Annotated in this window: 16 protein-coding genes; 9 read left to right on the forward strand and 7 right to left on the reverse strand. The window is 60.7% G+C overall.

Translation table 11 applies throughout. The features are described from left to right. The 7 genes from ACTIEN_RS14475 to ACTIEN_RS14505 all read right to left on the reverse strand — a co-directional run. On the reverse strand, window positions 1-292 hold a 292-nt coding region (locus tag ACTIEN_RS14475; RefSeq protein WP_439523856.1), incomplete at its 3' end, for an acyl-CoA dehydrogenase family protein. Further along, complete coding sequence (locus ACTIEN_RS14480) at window positions 285-1676, reverse strand: FAD-dependent oxidoreductase (protein ID WP_439523857.1); 1392 nt, start codon at window positions 1674-1676, stop codon at window positions 285-287. The genes ACTIEN_RS14480 and ACTIEN_RS14475, both read right to left, overlap by 8 nt. 3 nt (window positions 1677-1679) lie before the next feature. Further along, complete coding sequence (locus tag ACTIEN_RS14485; RefSeq protein ID WP_439523858.1) at window positions 1680-2549, reverse strand: isocitrate lyase/PEP mutase family protein; 870 nt, start codon at window positions 2547-2549, stop codon at window positions 1680-1682. Next, window positions 2546-3151, reverse strand: a complete 606-nt coding sequence (locus ACTIEN_RS14490; RefSeq protein WP_439523859.1) for a cysteine hydrolase family protein — start codon at window positions 3149-3151, stop codon at window positions 2546-2548. The genes ACTIEN_RS14485 and ACTIEN_RS14490 overlap by 4 nt, the downstream gene beginning before the upstream one ends. 3 nt (window positions 3152-3154) lie before the next feature. Next, window positions 3155-5212, reverse strand: coding sequence for a hydantoinase/oxoprolinase family protein (locus ACTIEN_RS14495; protein WP_439523860.1), 2058 nt, complete (start codon window positions 5210-5212; stop codon window positions 3155-3157). Continuing rightward, window positions 5209-6903, reverse strand: coding sequence for a hydantoinase B/oxoprolinase family protein (locus tag ACTIEN_RS14500; protein WP_439523861.1), 1695 nt, complete (start codon window positions 6901-6903; stop codon window positions 5209-5211). The genes ACTIEN_RS14495 and ACTIEN_RS14500 overlap by 4 nt, the downstream gene beginning before the upstream one ends. After that, window positions 6900-7460, reverse strand: a complete 561-nt coding sequence (locus ACTIEN_RS14505; protein ID WP_439523862.1) for a tautomerase family protein — start codon at window positions 7458-7460, stop codon at window positions 6900-6902. Before ACTIEN_RS14505 ends, ACTIEN_RS14500 begins: the two co-directional genes overlap by 4 nt. A gap of 130 nt (window positions 7461-7590) precedes the next feature. Here ACTIEN_RS14505 and ACTIEN_RS14510 point away from each other — a divergent pair, with 130 nt between their 5' ends. From ACTIEN_RS14510 to ACTIEN_RS14550, 9 genes are all read left to right on the forward strand, one after another. Continuing rightward, window positions 7591-8385, forward strand: a complete 795-nt coding sequence (locus tag ACTIEN_RS14510) for a GntR family transcriptional regulator (protein WP_439523863.1) — start codon at window positions 7591-7593, stop codon at window positions 8383-8385. Next, complete coding sequence (gene leuC / locus ACTIEN_RS14515) at window positions 8382-9782, forward strand: 3-isopropylmalate dehydratase large subunit (RefSeq protein ID WP_439523864.1); 1401 nt, start codon at window positions 8382-8384, stop codon at window positions 9780-9782. The genes ACTIEN_RS14510 and leuC overlap by 4 nt, the downstream gene beginning before the upstream one ends. Beyond that, window positions 9779-10426: a 3-isopropylmalate dehydratase small subunit gene (leuD, locus tag ACTIEN_RS14520; protein ID WP_439523865.1), complete on the forward strand. Its 648-nt coding sequence runs from the start codon at window positions 9779-9781 to the stop codon at window positions 10424-10426. The genes leuC and leuD overlap by 4 nt, the downstream gene beginning before the upstream one ends. Before the next feature lie 43 nt (window positions 10427-10469). Further along, the gene (dctP, locus tag ACTIEN_RS14525) at window positions 10470-11483 is read left to right on the forward strand and encodes a TRAP transporter substrate-binding protein DctP (protein WP_439523866.1); all 1014 of its coding nucleotides are present in this window, start codon (window positions 10470-10472) and stop codon (window positions 11481-11483) included. 55 nt (window positions 11484-11538) lie between these two features. Then, window positions 11539-12045, forward strand: a complete 507-nt coding sequence (locus tag ACTIEN_RS14530; RefSeq protein WP_439523918.1) for a TRAP transporter small permease — start codon at window positions 11539-11541, stop codon at window positions 12043-12045. After that, window positions 12045-13355, forward strand: a complete 1311-nt coding sequence (locus ACTIEN_RS14535) for a TRAP transporter large permease (RefSeq protein ID WP_439523867.1) — start codon at window positions 12045-12047, stop codon at window positions 13353-13355. Before ACTIEN_RS14530 ends, ACTIEN_RS14535 begins: the two co-directional genes overlap by 1 nt. Before the next feature lie 228 nt (window positions 13356-13583). Next, entirely contained in the window at window positions 13584-15008 is a 1425-nt protein-coding gene (locus ACTIEN_RS14540) for a circularly permuted type 2 ATP-grasp protein (protein WP_439523868.1), read from the forward strand. Between the two features lie 4 nt (window positions 15009-15012). Next, window positions 15013-15954 (forward strand): alpha-E domain-containing protein, encoded by a 942-nt coding sequence (locus ACTIEN_RS14545; RefSeq protein ID WP_439523869.1) that lies wholly within the window; start codon window positions 15013-15015, stop codon window positions 15952-15954. Window positions 15955-15975: 21 nt separating this feature from the next. Then, entirely contained in the window at window positions 15976-16773 is a 798-nt protein-coding gene (locus ACTIEN_RS14550; RefSeq protein ID WP_439523870.1) for a transglutaminase family protein, read from the forward strand. The last annotated feature ends 44 nt before the right edge of the window (window positions 16774-16817 follow it).

Here is a 16817-nt window from a genome sequence, read left to right on the forward strand (position 1 = left end):
CGCGGGCGACAAGGCCGTAGCTGACATAGCCCGCGCCCAGACCGCCGAACTCTTCGGGGATGGTCACACCCAACAGGCCCATCTCGCCCATCTCGGCGAAAATCTCGGGCGCGACACCTTCGTTCAGATACATGTCCGACACGCGCGGCAGCAGTTTGTCCGACGCATAGGCGGCGGCGCTGTCAGCGATCATGCGCTCTTCTTCGGATAAAGCCGCACTCAGGCCAAGGGGATCTTGCCAATCGAACTTGGCGAGTGAGGGTCCGTGACCCGCGTGTGACGCATCAAGCATGTCCATGCTCCTTTTTCATGTCATTGGCCGCAGCCGATCCGGCGATATGCCCCAGAACTGTCGCCGCCATCAGCCCGTTACCGGATAGATAACCACTATCGCCGGAACCTGAAACACCCACCGCAGCACCACCTGCCGCAAAAAGGTTGGGAAAGACATTCCCACCTTTGCCGACAACACGCGCGTTTTGATCGATCTTCAGCCCGCCTTGCGTATGGAACAAGGCTCCGGTGACTTTTACCGCACAGTAAGGCGGTTTGAGCGGTTCGCCAAGGAAGCTGCGTCCAAAGGCGTCAGGCTTGTCGGTCGGAATGTTGGTCGTCGTGCGGGTCAGCGCGTCTTTCGGCAACCCTGTGACTTCGGCCAACTCGGCCAAACTGTCGGCGGTACGGATCGCGCCAATGGCTTCGGCATCTTTGAAGTCCTGGAACTGTCGCGCGATGCCCGCGATGCGACTGTCAAAGATTGTCCACGCCACGCCCCCGGCTTGGGAAAGCACAGCACGCGCTGCCTCGGAATAGCCCTGGCTTTCGTCCCAGAACCGTTCTCCGTTCAGGTTCACCTGCACGCCACCTTGGGTGATCACCGCCCAAGTGATCAGGATACCCTGCGGGTGCGCGACATTGCCGTGGCCTTGATATGCGCCCAGATGCAAAGTGTCCGCGCCCAAGGCTTCGCCCCAAGTCACTGCGTCGCCCTGATTGTAGTCATGCCCGAACCAGACCGCGTTTTCGATCTCGGGCATGAATTGGCGCACCATGTCGCGGTTGCCGCCATAGCCGTTGCAGGCCAGGATCAGCGCGCCACAGCCGACGTCCTCCGTACCGTTCGGACCTTCCAAGCGTACGCCCCGCACATGATCGCCCTCCACAAAAAGAGATGTCGCCCGGCGGTTGCAGATGATGTCGATGCCCTGCGTTTCGCAAGCTGACCGCAGTCGGTCGATCAATTCCCGCCCCGCGCGGGTCGGCAACCCGTGCATCCGGCGGCGGGAATGGCCGGGGTAATCGAAATCGGTGACGACCGAGAAGGGCAGATCGAACCGGTCCGCCAGCCATTCGATCACCTTGCCCGAATGCTCTGCCAGCCGATCAACAAGCTCCTGCGGGTTCTCGCCCTTGGCCTTTTTCTGAATGTCCCGCGCGAACAGATCAGCGGTGTCTTCGATCCCCGCATCCCGCTGAAAGCGCGTTCCCGCCGCGGGGATCAGACCCGCTGACAAAGCGGTGGACCCGGAAGGCGCAGCGTCGGCTTCGACCACCAAAACCTCGGCCCCGGCATCGGTTGCGGCCAAGGCAGCCACCAAGCCACAGGCCCCGGCACCGACAATCAGGATCGGCACGTCCAGATCAAAGCCAGTGGCGGGGAGCGGCAGGATCGACATGGCTCAATCCTGTCCGCCTGCTTCGTACCGCTTGCCCCGTGCGAGCATCTCATCTGTGCCCAGCCGGTCATTCAAGCCGTTGAAATCGAACATCCTCTCGGCAAAGGCGCGGTTGCTGCCCGTACCCATCAGACTGGCATAGTAATCCTCGGCGGTGCGGGCGAGGGCGCGCACGATTCCGCCGGGGAAGATCACGATGGAAAAGCCCATCGCTTCGAGGTCAGAGGCGTTCTGGATCGGCGTCGCTCCGCCTTCGACCATGTTGGCCAAGAGCGGCACGCGACCTTTGAAGCGTGCCGCCACGGTTTTCAATTCCTCAACCGATCGCAATGCCTCGATAAACAGAGCATCGGCTCCCGCTTCGACATAGGCCTCGGCCCGGTCGATGGCGGCGTCGAACCCATCGACTGCCACTGCGTCGGTGCGGGCGATGATCAGCGTGTCGGCGCTGGCCCGCGCATCGGCCATTGCAGTAATCTTGCCCACCATTTCGGGCGTGGCGATAATGGATTTCTCGGCCAGATGTCCGCACCTCTTGGGGTAGGTCTGATCCTCGATCTGCAAGGCATTGGCCCCCGCGCGTTCGTAAAGCCGCATCGTGCGCTGTGCGTTCAGCGCGTTGCCAAAGCCGGTATCGGCGTCGATGATCACCGGCAGGTCCACGCGGTCGCGGATCAGCGCCATCGTATCGGCCATTTCGCTGACCGAGGTCAGGCCGATATCCGGCCGGCCCAATCGCGTATAGGCCACAGCCGCCCCGCTGAGATACAGCGCCTCGAACCCGGCTTGTGCGGCAAGGGTGGCCGTCAGGGCATCATACACACCCGGAGCGACAAGAATGTCATCGGCGGCAAGGCGGGTTTTGAGGGTCATGTCAGTCTGTCCACCATCTCTGCGCAGGTCACGTTCGGGCAAACCGACGCAAGCGACAGCAATGTTGCGTCATGCACCTCTTGCTTGAACGCGGCGCAGCCATCGGAGAGCAGGATCGTGTGCAGGTTGCGCAGATGCGCGTCGCGCACGGTGCTGGCCACGCCGCCATTGGTGACGATCCCGCCGATGATCAGCGTGTCGATATCCAGCGCACGAAGGATGTATTCCAACCGCGTCTGGTAGAGCGCGGAATAGGCCACCTTTTCAATGGTGTAATCCGCAGGGGCGAGTACATCGACCAAGCTATGGCCGAATTTGCCGGGGGCGAAATCGCCTTTGCCAAGAAAGGGGCGCAACTCTTTCAGGTGTGGCGCGATCAGCGGTTCATCATTCGGCCCCGGCACCAGTGTGAACTGCGCGCTGATATAGGTGCCACCCTTGGCGCGCAGGGCGTCCACGACGGGTTTGATCCGGGCGGGCAGGGCGGTAATCGCCTCGGCTGTCTGGCCCGCACGGCCATAGGCGCCTTCGGGGTGCAGAAAGTCGTTCTGCAGGTCGATGGTCAGAAGGGCGGTGCGCTTTGGGTCGATGGTGTGGGCCATGTCTCAGTCCTCGTCCCGTGTGATGATGGTGTTGCCGCAGGTGTCGACCTTGGCGGTCAGGCCGGGGTCCACCAGCACGGTTGTGTCCGGTTGGACAAGGATTGCGGGGCCTTTGATCTTGGCTCCGACGGGCAGGGCAAGACGGTTGAAGATCGTGGTCTCGAACCACGCGTCGCCGAAATGCACCTTGCGGCTGCCTGTATGCGCTGCCTCGACCGTGCCGCCTTTGGGGGCCAGGGTGGTGAGGTCGAACTTGGGGCGGCGTCCAATCACAGCGGTGCGCAGGTTCATCACTCGGCGTGTGCCGTTCTTGAGCAAGCGCCCGTAGGTGGCTTGGTAGGCTGCGTCGAAGGCTGCTTCGACTTCTTTGACAGTCGGTGCGGTGACGGTCGTGCCCTGCACCGTGATCGCCAGCGGCACCGCAACAGTGTGGGTCTGGCCGACATAGGCCATGTCCAGCTCGACCACGATATCCCGCGCCTCGAACCGGGATTGCGCGGCATCAAGCAGGCTCATGCCGTCGTCGATATGCCGTTGCATCACGCTCTGCAGTGCGTCGGTGTCCAGAGTCGCCGTCAGCGTGTTGATCGTCTGCACAAAATCCTGCCGCATATCGGCGATCACACAGCCCATCGCGCTGGTCACGCCGGGATAGCGCGGGACAATCGCGCTGCCGATGCCGACCTCCTTGAGGATCGCGCCGGTGTGCAACGCACCGCCACCGCCAAAGGGCATGAAGGCAAAGCGTTTCGGATCGAACCCGCGTTCGATGCTGACCAGGCGGATTGCGCCTGCCATCCGCGAATTGGCGACGCGGAGGATCGCTTCGGCGGCTTCAAGCGTGCTCAGACCAAGCTTTGATCCAACATGATTGTCGATGGCCTTGGCCGCCGCGTCGACATCCAGACGGTCCAGCTTGCCGCCGATGGGGTTGTCGGGGTCGATGCGCCCCAGCGCGACATTGGCATCGGTCACGGTCGGGCGGTCATTCCCCTGACCATAGGCCACCGGGCCGGGGGTCGATCCGGCGCTTTCGGGACCGATATTCAAAAGCCCGCCCTTGTCGACCCACGCGATAGAGCCGCCACCTGCGCCAATCGTCGTGATCTCGATCATCGGGTTGCGCACGACCATCCCAAAGTCGATGGAGGTCTGCGGCGACAGCATGGACTGCCCCTTGGCAATGAGCGCCACGTCAAAACTGGTGCCGCCCATGTCGCCGGTGATGACGTTCTCAAAACCCGCCGTCGTGGCGATATGCCCGGCGGCGATTACGCCAGCAGCGGGGCCGGACAAAGCGGTGCGGACGGGCAAACGGCAGGCGGTGTCGGTGCCCATGACGCCGCCATTGGACTGCACGATCATGAACTCTCCACCGAAGCCGCTTTTGGTCAGCGCTTGGTCCAGACGATTGATATAGCCCGACACTTCGGGTTGCAGATAGGCGTTGAGGGCCGTGGTCGAGAAGCGTTCGAATTCGCGGATCTCTGGCAGGATTTCCGAGGAACAGCTCACATGGTCGTTCGGCCACATGGCGCGGACGGTTTCGACCGCCTTGGCCTCGTTCTCGGCATTGGCATAGGCGTTGGCAAACAGGATTGCGACGGCAAGGCAGCCTTCGTCGATCAACTGCTGTGCTGCCGCCTTGACCGCGTCCAGATCGACAGGCGTGCGGATCGTGCCATCGGCAAGTGTACGTTCCGGCACCTCCAAACGTAGGTTTCGTGGCACAACCGGCTCAAAATCGCCGCGCAGGCCCCAGGTGCGGGGCCTGTCACGGCGGCGCATTTCAAGAACGTCGCGGAGTCCGTGAGTGGTGATCACGCCGATCTTTGCGCCTTTGCGCTCGAGCAGAGCATTGGTTCCGGCGGTCGTGCCATGCACAACAGCCGCGACGGTGGAGAGGTCATCGACCTGCTGGCCGATCCCATCCAGAAATCCGCCCGACTGGTCGGGCCGGGTTGTCGGCACTTTGGCCACCTGCGCGGTGCCGGTGGTCTCGTCCAGCACGAACACATCGGTAAAGGTGCCACCAACATCGACGCCGATCATCTTGGTCATGCTGCGACCTCTTTCCATGCGGGGCCATATAGGTCGGTCGCTTTCTCGGAAGTCAGGTATCCCAGCGCCACGTCGCGGGCGACATCCGCCGCATCGCGGCTGGTCGCAGGGCCGTAGCCACCGCCACCGGGGGTGTCGAGGCGCACAGCCTGTCCCTTGGTCAGCTTGATCCCAAGCATCTTTGAGGCCAGCGGCGGGGTCTTCCAGCCGTCCGCCTGTTCATAGTGAAACACGTTCACCGCAGCTTCGCCGCCGCCCTGCACACCCTGCGGCGCAAAGCGACCGCGCTCGCCAAAAAGAAACGCCTCCGCGTTTTCTTCTAGCACTTCGATCTCGTAGGTCGCACCCAAGCCACCGCGATGCTGGCCTGCGCCCGCGCTATCGGGGCGCAGCGCCCATTGACGGAACATCACCGGGTAGGCCGCCTCCAAGATCTCCATTGGCGGGATTGTCGCGGTCGAAATCGGCGCGTTGCCGTGGTTGAGGCCATCGCTCTCAACGCTGCCGCCATGCCCGCCGCCGTAGAAGCTGAACATCACCCAGCGCTGGCCGTTCGCGCGCTTCCCTGCAATCGAAAGCGCGTTGATCGTGCCGTAGGCATTGGCGACGACCCGTTCGGGCGCGGCTTGCGACGCGGCGCTGAAGATCACGTCGATCATGCGCAGGATGGTTTCGGTGTATCCGCCGACCGGGGCGGGAAATTCGGCTGACAGAAGCGAACCATCCGGCACGCGCACGTCGATGGGACGCATCACACCCGCATTGGCGGGCAGGTCGGGGAAGATGTGCTTGATCGCGACATACGCGGTTGCCACAGCGGTCGGGTAGGCGATGTTCACCGGGCCAGCGGTGACGGGCGCTGTGCCTTCAAAATCCAGCACCATCCGGTCGCCGGTGATTTCCAGCGCGACCTTGATCGGCAGGGCGACATCGGTGATTCCGTCATTATCGAGGTAATCGACGGCCTCCCAGCGCCCGTCCGGCAGGCCGGACAGTTCGGAGCGCATCAAGGTTTCTGCGCGGTTCCCAAGTGCATCGAGCGCGGCTGACACGGTTTCGGCCCCGTATTCGTCCAGCAACTCGTCCAGACGTTTCACGCCCAGATCCAAAGCGCCCAATTGTCCGTTCAGATCCCCCATCGCCGATTGCGGCAGGCGCGTGTTGCGCATCAGGATGTCGATGATGTCCTGCTGGATCACCCCTTCGCGGGCCAGCTTGACGGGCGGCAGGATAAACGCCTCTTGAAACGCCTCGGTGGCGGAGGGGTTGTAATTGCCGGGCACCGCGCCGCCCACGTCATGCCAATGACCGACGCTGGCGAGGTAGCAGAACAGCTCTCCATCGCGGTAATAGGGCCGCACCAGCCGCATGTCGGACAGATGCGTGCCGCCCATATGCGCGTCGTTGAAGATGTAGATATCGCCATCGGCCAGATCACCCGCCTCGGCTGCCTTGTCGATCACGGCTTTGACGGCAAAGGCCATGACACCGACAAAGATCGGCAAGCCGGATTTGCCCTGTACCAGCGTGTCTCCGCTGTCTGCGTGGTAGAAGCCATGGGACGCGTCATGCGCCTCGGCGATGATCGGGTTGAAGGCGGCGCGGAACAGGGTCGCGTCCATTTCGTCGGCAATCTGTTCCATCCGGCCAGCCAGAACTGCCAGGGTGATCGGGTCGATGGCGGCACTCATTGCGTGCGCACCTCGGCCATGTCGTTCCAGACATCCTGTCGCACAATCTTGCCTCCGGTGATTTCGAAACGGTCGATAAAGCGGATACCCTCAAACGGTGTGCTGTCCATCCATTCGCCGTAAAGCGTGCCGCGCGCGTAGACGACTGCAACACCGCCGCTGTGCATTGCGTCGAACCCGTCATAGGTTTTCTTGACGAACCGGTATCGTCCTTTGGACCAGTCGATCAATTCGGAAAGCTGCGTCATTTGTTGGGTGCCGGGAAACACCATCTGGAAGCCGTCGCCCAGCATCTTCTGTGCCGCGTCCAGATCACGCGCTTCCATCGCCGCGAGATAATCGCGCACGATCTGGGCGGGATCGGGCAGGGCCGGGGCAGGTTTGCGGTGCTGTCCGCCGCGGGCATAGGCCTCGGACGGGTATTCGTGCAGCATCACGGTGATCGCTTCATCCGGTGCCGGGACGACAAATCGAATCGCGTCAGTCAGGGCCGAGGTGAGGCGGGATTTCTCGGTGGGGCTGTATCCTTCAAGGATGTGCGCTTCCACGATTGGCATGTGATCCTCCCCAAAATCTGCACTTTTCATATAACAGGTTTTGGTATATTGAAAGACCAACAAATGAAGAATCTTCGCTGGATCATCCAACTGGCCACGAGGATCGCCAACCAACAGGGGCCGCGCTGTCGTGACGATAAACGCGCATTCCGGACTTCCAGAAGGCGGTAAGGCCCGCAGGGTTTACCTGTTGCTGCGCGACGAAATTTCCAACGGTGTTTTCAAGGACGGCGCTCGGCTTCCCGGTGAGCACAAGCTGGCCGAGCAGTTCGATGTGTCGCGCATCACCATCCGCCGCGCGCTGGAGGCGTTGGCCGCAGATGGCTGGATCGAGAAAAAGACAGGCGCCGGGTCGGTTGTGCGCGCGCAGGAGCAGGCGGGACATAGGCTGTCCGCCGATTTCGCCACCCTGATCCCGCATCTGGTGGAAATGGACCGCAAGACAACCGCGCGGCTGTTGTCCTTTTCCTATGACAGTGCGCCTGCGGCGGTGGCCGAAGCGCTGGGCATCCCCGAGGGTGCAGATGTGCAAAAGGCCGTGCGTGTGCGGTCTTCGGGTGGGCAGCCATTCTCGCACCTTACAACTCATGTGCCGAAAGAGATCGCCGTCAGCTATGATGAGGCTGATCTTGCGACGCAGCCTTTGTTTCGCCTGTTGGAGCGTAGCGGCGTGAGCGTTGCCAGCGCTCACCAGACTGTGACCGCAGCCTTGGCTACGCCCGATGTAGCCGAAGCATTGGAGGTGTCTGTCGGATCGCCGCTCTTGTTCGTGCAACGCATCGTGCGTGACGCAAACGGGCAGGGGGTCGAGCATCTGTCGGCGCTCTATAGGCCCGACCTCTTCCGCTTGGAAATGGGCCTTGCGCGGGTCGGTGCAGGCGAAGCGCGGCATTGGGAACCGGTGATCGGGGGCGCATCGTCATGAGTGGTCGCCGTCTTCTCGACAAGCTTTGGGATGCACACGAGATCCTGCGCCGTGAAGACGGGACAAGCCTGTTGTGGGTGGACCGGCATCTGGTTCACGAAGGGTCGCATCATGCCTTTGCCAAGATCGCCGAGCGCGGCGTTGCGGTGGCTGAACCCGGCCTGACCTTCGGCGTGGCGGACCACTACGCGCCGACGCGTGGTGCTCCCGCGACCGACGCGATTGCGCGGATGATCGACACGCTGGCGGCGAACACGGAAAAATACGGTATCACCTGTTTCGGTCTTGATGACCCACGACAAGGCATCGTGCATGTGATCGGGCCGGAGCAGGGGCTGACGCTGCCGGGGCTGCTGATCAATTGCGGTGACAGCCACACTTCGACCCATGGCGCGTTCGGTGCGTTGGCCTTTGGCATTGGCGCGACCGAAGTGGCGCATGTTCTGGCAACACAGACGGTTTGGCAGACAAAACCCAAGGCGATGCGGATCAACGTGACGGGTACGCTTGGGCCGGGCGTCGGGGCCAAGGATTTGGCGCTGGCATGGATCGCCAAGCTTGGGGCCGATGGCGCCCGTGGGCACGCCATCGAATATACCGGCGCTGCAGTGCAGGCACTGTCGATGGAAGGGCGGATGACGCTGTGCAACCTCTCCATCGAAGGCGGTGCCCGGTTCGGGATGATCGCGCCGGATGAGACCACGTTTGACTATGTCAAAGGGCGGCCGTTCGCGCCGAGCGGGGCGGACTGGGAACGTGCAGTCGATCAGTGGTCGTCGCTGCCATCAGACCCCGATGCGGAGTACGAAAGCACAGTCTCGCTGGACGCATCCGAGATCGCGCCCATCGTGACATGGGGCACAACGCCTGAAGATGCTTTGCCTGTGACAGCCACCATTCCCGACCCCAGTCACATGGAGGGTAGCGCGGCGGAGCGCGCACGCAATGCGCTGGACTACATGGGTTTGACCGCCGGTCGCGCGCTGACCGACATCGCGGTGGATCAGGTGTTCATCGGCTCCTGCACCAATGCCCGCATAGAAGACCTGCGCGCGGCGGCTGCCGTTCTGGCCGGTCGGCGCGCCAAGGTTCCGGGGATCGTTTCGCCGGGATCGCAACTGGTGAAGGCGCAGGCCGAAGCGGAGGGGCTGCACCGCATCTTTATCGACGCAGGGCTCGATTGGGTCGGATCGGGCTGTTCGATGTGTGTGGCGATGAACGGCGACCATGTGGAGCCGGGCAAGCGCTGTGCCTCGACCACCAACCGCAACTTCCGGGGCCGTCAGGGACGCGGGGCGCGGACGCATCTGATGTCGCCTGCGATGGTGGCGGCTGCGGCTGTAACCGGGCATCTGACCGATGTGCGCGACCTGCTGCGGGATCGGGAGGTCGCATGAGCGGGTGGAGCACACATACCGGCCTTGCCGTGGCTTTGGACCGCGAGAATGTGGACACGGACCAGTTGATCCCGGCGCGGTTCATGTCGACGCCACGGTCCGAAGGGTATGGCGATTTCCTTCTGCATGATCTGCGGAAAGACAGCGACGGCAATCCCGTGCCTGACTTCCCTTTGTACAAAGTGCCCAATGCCAGCATCCTGATCTCGCGCCGGAATTTCGGCAGCGGATCGTCCCGAGAGGCGGCCGTTTATGCGTTGGTCGATTTTGGCATCCGCGTTGTGATCGCGCCCAGCTTTGGCGATATTTTTGCCAGCAATTCGGTGAACAACGGCCTGTTGCCCGCACGGGTGTCAGAGGCCGATGTTGACGCGGTCATCGCAAAGCTCGCCGATGGCCCTCAAGAGGTGAGTGTTGACCTGACCGACCGGACCATTCGGCTGGGCAACACCACGCTGGACTTCACGCTGGACGATGTCTGGCAGCAGAAACTGATCAATGGTTGGGACGATATCGACCTGACCCAAAACCACAAACAGGCCATCGCGGCATTCCGTGCGCAGCATGTGCAGGGCACGCCGTGGGCCATACCAGTCCAACAGACCAACTTCAGGAGCGCGGGGCGGGAGACCGGTTCGCAGTAGCACAGGCCATGATTGGCCGAAGGGTATAAGGAGGAACTTACCAATGAATATGAACCTGTTCAAAGGCTGCCTTGCGGGCGGTGTCATGCTTGGGTCCGTGGCCCAGGCGCAAGAGACCCTCACGGCGGTCCACGCGTTTCCCGAAACGCTGATCTATACGCAGAGCTTTTTGTCCTTCGTCGATAAGGTCAACGAGGCGGGCGACGGCGTGATTCAGATCGACGTGCGTGGCGGACCCGAAGCCATCGGCATGTTCCAGCAAGCCGATGCGGTGCGCGACGGGATTGTTGACATGGTCTACACGCCGGGGTCGTTCTATGGCGGTGCGATGCCCGAGAAAGACGCGCTTGTCGCATCCAACCTGACGGCGGTCGAAACCCGCGAAAACGGCGGGATCGAGATGATCGACCAGATCCACCAGGAGCGCATGGGCCTCAAGTATCTGGGCTGGTTCGACAGCGGTGTGTGCTACAACCTCTGGACCCGCGATGAGCCGTCCTTTGATGCGGCGGGCAACCTTGAAGTAGACGGTCTGCGCCTGCGTGGTAACGCGGTGTATAACGCGTTCTTCACCAATTATCTTCAGGCCCAGGTGATCGACCTGCCGACCGGTGAGGTCTATTCTGGGCTCCAGAACGGTGTTGTGGATGCAACGGGCTGGACCCAGATCGGTCTGATCGACCTTAAATGGAACGAATTCCTGAACTACCGGATCGAACCCTGCTTCTTCTCGACCGATCTTGGCGTGATCGTGAACATGGACACCTGGAACGGGCTGAGTGACGAGGCCAAGACGATCCTTCAGGACACCGCGATCCAGCACGAGATCGACAGCGTGAACGCCCTGCGCACCAAGCGGGACGAAGACTTTGCCGCACTGGACGCCGCAGGCATGCAGGTGGTCGAACTCGAAGGTGAGGCGAAAGCCAATTACCTTGCCGCTGCCCGTGAAACCACCTGGGCGCGGATGAAAGAGTTGATGGAAGCGACTCCGACATCGGTTGCGGGTTACGACGAACTGATCGCAAAGTTCTACGATCCGGCTGCCGACAATTGAGACATCAGGGCCGGGGCGGATGTCCCGGCCCACCTTCATGAAGACGGAACATCCCATGCGCGCCGTGATCCGGGCCTATGACGCCCTTTTGTATACGATGGCTTTCATCGCAGCTGTGACGCTGGTCTGGCTGATGGTGTCGGTGGTCGTGTCTGTCCTGATGCGCAACCTCGGGCTTCAGCCGTTTGCCTGGCTGTTCACATCTGCCGAATACGGAATTCTTTACATGACCATGCTTGGCGCGCCCTGGCTCGTGCGTGAAAAGGGCCATGTGCATATCGAACTGGTGACGGCAGCCCTGCCATCTGCGCTGCGGCGGTTCGTCAGTCGCTTTGTGGCCCTGCTCTGTGTGTTCGTCTGTTTGATCCTTGCATGGTACGGGCTGCAACTGTTCCTGACCAATATCGAGCGCAACAACTACGATGTGCGCGCCTATTACTACCCCCGTTGGCTGCTGACCGTGACCTTTCCCATCGCGTTTTCGGTGATGGCGGTCGAGTTTTCCCGCTTCGTGTTCGGGCCTGAATTGATGCACTCGGGTGAAGCGGGGATTCACGAATAATGGAATGGTTCGAAGCCCTTGGTCTGCTGGTCGGCAGCATCATGTTGCTCATGGCGATCGGTATGCCCGTCGCCCTCGCGTTTCTTGCCGCCAACATCATCGGCGCGTGGGTGTTCATGGGTGGCGATCGCGGGGTTGTCGCGCTTCTGAACAACGGCTGGGGCGCGCTGACGATCTTTGCGCTGGTTCCGATCCCGCTGTTCCTGCTGATGGGCGAGATTTTCTTCCAGACCGGGCTGGGCAGTCGCATGTTCTCGGCCATAGACAAGCTGCTGGGGCGGCTGCCGGGACGCCTGAGTTATGTGACGGTTCTGGGCGGCACCGGGTTTTCCACGCTGTCGGGATCTTCGATGGGATCAACCGCGCTTTTGGGGTCGCTGATGGTGCCCGAGATGAACCGGCGCGGGTACAAGAGCCATATGTCCATCGGTCCGATCCTTGGCACGGGTGGATTGGCGATCATCATTCCGCCGTCTGCGCTGGCGGTTCTCTTGGCGACCTTGGCCAAGATTGACGTGGGTGCGTTGCTCATCGCGGGTGTGATCCCCGGTCTGATCCTTGCCGCGTTCTACGTTGCTACAATTTACATCCAGACGCGCATCGACCCGGAGGCCGCCCCGGCCTATGATGTCGAACCGATGACCACAGCGGAAAAGCTGGGAATCCTGATGCGCGACGTGGTTCCGATGATCGGTCTGATGGTCGCCATCGTCATCATGATGATCAACGGCATCGTCACCCCGTCCGAAGCCGCCGCATTCGGCGCGCTGGGCGTGCTGATCCTTGCCGCGTTCTACCGCTGCCTGACCTGGGACTCGGTCAAGAAATCAGTGCGTGGCGCGCTGCGCGTGACATTGATGGCCTATCTGATCGTGTTCGGTTCCGCGACCTTCAGCCAGCTTCTGGCCTTTTCCGGTGCCTCCCGTGGCCTGATCAACTGGGCCACCGGGTTCGATCTGGACCCGACACTGATGCTGCTGGTGATGTTCGCGGTGCTGCTTATCCTCGGCATGTTCATGGAGCAGATTTCGATCATGCTATTGACCGTCCCGATCTTCTTTCCCCTTGCCGCAACGCTTGGCTTTGATCCGATCTGGTTTGGATTGATCATGCTCCTGGCGTTGGAGATCAGCTTTACCACACCGCCGTTTGGCCTGCTCTTGTTCGTGATGAAGGGCGTGGCCCCGCCGGATACCACCATGCGCGAGATTTACCGGGCGGCGTTCCCGTTTATCCTGTGTTCGCTTTGCGTGGTCGGATTGTTGATCCTTTTCCCTGTGCTTGCGACGTGGTTGCCAGGGGCAGGGTGACGGGCTGACCGGCGGGAACACCCATATCGGGCGTGACCTCCAGCCAAGTTCCCTGAGTCGCAATCATGTGGATGTTGTCTTTCAAAACAACGGCTTCCGATCAGTCGAAGGCCGTCAATGCAGAGCTATATGCCTAAAAAACGGGCACAGAGCGACATCTTTGGGCGCTAACTTCAGGCCAAGCCACCACCATCTTGCGCAACTTCGCAGATTAGGCGACGCTGAGACATGTCTGAACACTCTGTCTTTGATGAAATGTGGGGCCGTGACGAGCAATTGCGCGCGCCTTACCAGAATTTTCACAACTGGTTTGACCAGGAAGACCCAAAGCGATTGCGGGCCAAGAACCGGGAAGCGGAAGATCTCTTTCGCCTGACGGGGATCACGTTCAATGTCTATGGCCGGTCCGAAGCGGAAGAACGGTTGATCCCGTTCGATATCATTCCCCGGATCATCTCCGGACCCGAATGGACCAAGCTGTCGCGCGGAATCGAACAGCGTGTGCGCGCGATCAATGCGTTTCTGCATGACATCTATCACACGCAGGAAATCGTGAAGGCCGGGCGTATCCCGAAAGAGATGATTTCCCAGAACGAAGCCTTCCTGCCCCAGATGATCGGCGTCGATGTGCCCGGTGGCGTCTATACGCATATCGTTGGCATCGACCTTGTCTGTACCGGGCCGGGCGAGTTTTTCGTGCTGGAAGACAATGCACGGACTCCGTCGGGTGTGAGCTATATGCTCGAAAATCGCGAGACCATGCTTCAGATGTTCCCAGAGCTGTTCTCGAAAAATCGGGTCCAGTCAGTGCAGCAATATCCGCTTGATTTGCGCCGGTCACTTGCGTCCTGTGCGCCAAGGGTCACGGAAGGCAACCCGACCGTCGCGGTTCTGACGCCCGGTATCTACAACTCTGCCTATTTCGAACACGCTTTCCTTGCCGATCAGATGGGTGTCGAACTTGTCGAAGGGCACGACCTGCGGGTTGTTGATGGACGCGTCGCGATGCGGACGACCCATGGGTATAAACCGATCGACGTGCTGTACCGCCGTGTCGATGATGATTTCCTTGATCCATTGAACTTCAATCCCGAAAGCCAACTGGGCGTTCCGGGGATAATGGATGTCTATCGCGCAGGCGGTATCACCATCGCCAATGCGCCGGGGACCGGAATTTCGGATGACAAGGCGGTCTATTCCTACATGCCCGAGATCGTTGAGTTTTATACCGGCGAACGCCCCCTGTTGCAGAACGTGCCGACATGGCGCTGCTCTGATCCAGAGTCGCTGGCCTATGTGCTCGACAATCTTGAAGACCTTGTCGTGAAAGAGGTTCACGGGTCCGGTGGATACGGAATGCTGATTGGTCCGACCGCCACCAAGAAAGACATCGCCGCATTCCGCAAGAAGCTGAAGGCGCGGCCCAAGAATTACATTGCCCAGCCAACGCTGAGCCTCTCCACGGTGCCGATATTCACGAAAGCGGGCCTTACGCCACGCCATGTGGACCTGCGGCCGTATGTGCTTGTCAGCCCGGATGGGATCAAGATCACGCCCGGTGGTCTGACGCGTGTTGCTCTCAAGAAGGGGTCTCTGGTGGTGAACTCGTCGCAAGGTGGCGGGACGAAAGACACCTGGGTTCTGGAGGAGTAGGGGCATGCTGGGAAAAACCGCAAATGGCCTTTACTGGATGTACCGCTACATGGAGCGGGCCGAGAACGCAGCGCGTCTGATCGAAACCGGACAGCGCATCGCCTTGACGCGGCTCAATCAGACGGATGAAGAATGGGTTTCCGTGCTTCAGTCGGCAGATTGTCTGGCTGGCTTCAACAAACACCATGATGAGATCACCCGCGATCTGGCCGTAGACTGGATGCTGCGCAGCAAGGACAATCCGTCCTCTGTTGTCTCGAGCGTCAACTCGGCCCGCCAAAATGCCCGTTTGGTCCGGACCGCCATCACGGGCGAGGTCTGGGAAGCCGTGAATTCGGCTTACATGTCGTTGAAAAAGGTGCTGGCGCGCAAGGTCTCTGAACGGGACTTGCCGACGGTGCTGCGTTTGATCCGGCACCACGCGGCACTGGTCCGGGGCGTGACACATGGCACGATGCTGCGAAACGATATCTACGATTTCGCGCGTCTTGGCACATTTCTCGAACGCGCTGACAACACGGCGCGCATTCTGGATGTCAAATACTACGTCTTGCTTCCGTCAGCCAGGTCGGTCGGGACGTCGCTGGACAACGTGCAGTGGGAATCCATCCTGCGCTCGGTTTCCGCGCGCGGTGGATTTCGGATGGAATACGGCGCCGGCGGGGGACCGCGCGAAATTGCGGATTTCCTCATTCTGGACAAGCGCATGCCACGCTCTCTGGCGTTCTGCGTCAGCAAGATATGCGACAATCTTGGATATCTGGCGGAAGACGAAAATATCGGTGCCGCCTCACGGGAAAAAGTGGGAGCTCTTGAAAATGGTCTCTTGTCCAAAAGCATTGACGATATCTTCGACTATGGTTTGCACGAGTTCCTTCAGAGGACACTGGAAGAAATCACAGGAATTTCGCTCCAGATCGAACAGGATTTTCGGTTCTATGTCTAAGTTTCAAAAGGATCGCCGCCTATGCGTCTGAGCATAGAACACACCACGATCTATCGCTTTGACACACCGGTCGTGTACGGTTTGCAACAATTGCGCAAGACGCCAAAAAGTTCCTACAATCAGTCTATTGTCCACTGGGATACAAAGATTGACGGGGGCCGCAAGGAAGTCACGTTCGAGGATCATCACCACAACACCACAGAACTGATCAGCTTTGACCCCCAAACCACGGAACTGTCGGTTTCAAGCGCAGGCGAGGTCGAGATCACCGACAACGCCGGGATCCTGGGACCGCATTACGGCAGCACGCCCTTGTGGCTGTATGACATGACCACGCCGCGCACAGAACCGGGACCGGGCATTCGTGCATTGGTCAGGGACATGGAACGCACGCCCAGCATTTCTGAATTGCACGACCTGTCAGAGCGCATTCGCACCGCCGTGCCATACACGCTGGATGGGTCGGAATCGGACTGGACCGCAGAAGACGCGCTGACCGCCGCCAAGGGGGTGTGTCAGGACCATGCGCATATTTTCATTGCCTGTGCCCGCGCCATGAAAATACCGGCCCGCTATGTCAGCGGATATCTGATGCTGAATGACACAACCACGCAGGATGCCATGCACGCGTGGGCCGAAGCACATGTCGATGGGTTGGGTTGGGTTGGTTTTGATGTGTCCAACGGTGTGTCTCCGGACACACGGTACGTCCGTGTTGCCACAGGGCTGGACTATTCAGACGCCGCGCCGATTTCCGGAACCCGGATCGGAGGTGCCCGCGAGGAATTGCAGGTCGTCATCAACGTGATACAGCAATAACCGCACCCACGGGACGTTGTGCGTTGGATGGTTCACGGTGGGCA

The sequence above is a fragment of the Marivita sp. genome, assembly GCF_051859345.1.
Taxonomy (GTDB): Bacteria; Pseudomonadota; Alphaproteobacteria; order Rhodobacterales; family Rhodobacteraceae; genus Marivita.

Bases quoted from the DNA above. Each gene is read 5' to 3' on its own strand.
- ACTIEN_RS14480 (WP_439523857.1), bottom strand. From the start codon at position 1,676: ATGTCGATCCTGCCGCTCCCCGCCACTGGCTTTGATCTGGACGTGCCG.
- ACTIEN_RS14485 (WP_439523858.1), bottom strand. From the start codon at position 2,549: ATGACCCTCAAAACCCGCCTTGCCGCCGATGACATTCTTGTCGCTCCG.
- ACTIEN_RS14490 (WP_439523859.1), bottom strand. From the start codon at position 3,151: ATGGCCCACACCATCGACCCAAAGCGCACCGCCCTTCTGACCATCGAC.
- ACTIEN_RS14495 (WP_439523860.1), bottom strand. From the start codon at position 5,212: ATGACCAAGATGATCGGCGTCGATGTTGGTGGCACCTTTACCGATGTG.
- ACTIEN_RS14500 (WP_439523861.1), bottom strand. From the start codon at position 6,903: ATGAGTGCCGCCATCGACCCGATCACCCTGGCAGTTCTGGCTGGCCGG.
- ACTIEN_RS14505 (WP_439523862.1), bottom strand. From the start codon at position 7,460: ATGCCAATCGTGGAAGCGCACATCCTTGAAGGATACAGCCCCACCGAG.
- leuC (WP_439523864.1), top strand. From the start codon at position 8,382: ATGAGTGGTCGCCGTCTTCTCGACAAGCTTTGGGATGCACACGAGATC.
- leuD (WP_439523865.1), top strand. From the start codon at position 9,779: ATGAGCGGGTGGAGCACACATACCGGCCTTGCCGTGGCTTTGGACCGC.
- dctP (WP_439523866.1), top strand. From the start codon at position 10,470: ATGAATATGAACCTGTTCAAAGGCTGCCTTGCGGGCGGTGTCATGCTT.
- ACTIEN_RS14530 (WP_439523918.1), top strand. From the start codon at position 11,539: ATGCGCGCCGTGATCCGGGCCTATGACGCCCTTTTGTATACGATGGCT.
- ACTIEN_RS14535 (WP_439523867.1), top strand. From the start codon at position 12,045: ATGGAATGGTTCGAAGCCCTTGGTCTGCTGGTCGGCAGCATCATGTTG.
- ACTIEN_RS14540 (WP_439523868.1), top strand. From the start codon at position 13,584: ATGTCTGAACACTCTGTCTTTGATGAAATGTGGGGCCGTGACGAGCAA.
- ACTIEN_RS14545 (WP_439523869.1), top strand. From the start codon at position 15,013: ATGCTGGGAAAAACCGCAAATGGCCTTTACTGGATGTACCGCTACATG.
- ACTIEN_RS14550 (WP_439523870.1), top strand. From the start codon at position 15,976: ATGCGTCTGAGCATAGAACACACCACGATCTATCGCTTTGACACACCG.